The organism is Clostridium sediminicola (assembly GCF_050402865.1).
In the GTDB taxonomy this organism is placed as follows: domain Bacteria; phylum Bacillota; class Clostridia; order Clostridiales; family Clostridiaceae; genus Clostridium_AF; species Clostridium_AF sediminicola.
In genome coordinates, this window is the sequence record NZ_BAABMF010000079.1 from 1 (window position 1) to 405 (window position 405).

General features: G+C 34.1%; 1 protein-coding gene. It reads left to right on the plus strand.

Translation table 11 applies throughout. The features are described 5' to 3' along the window. Positions 1 to 405, plus strand: a 405-nt coding sequence (locus ACQ3F0_RS26805; protein WP_428868873.1) for a sodium:solute symporter family transporter, incomplete at both ends; no start/stop codon positions are given.

Here is a 405-nt window from a genome sequence, read left to right on the forward strand (position 1 = left end):
AGACACAAGAGGACTATTTCTTAGCTGGTAGATCAATGCCATGGTTACCAATCGCATTATCTGTATCTGCAACTATGATTAGTGCTAACAGCTTTATAGGAGCTCCAGGTTGGGCATATGGCTCAGGGTTAGCACCATTTATGGTTAATATTACAGTGCCACTTGCAATATTCTTTGCATTCTTCGCTAGTACACCTGTAATTTATCAATTAAAAGTAACATCAGTATATCAATATATGGAATATCGTTTAGGACCTGTAAGTAGATTGTTAACAGTTTTACAATTCTTTATTAACTCACTTATTCAAGTAAGTTCAATGGTATTTATTCCTGCACTTATTTTACAAACTATTACTGGATGGTCTTTACAAGTTATTGTACCATTGATTGTAACAGCAGCTATAA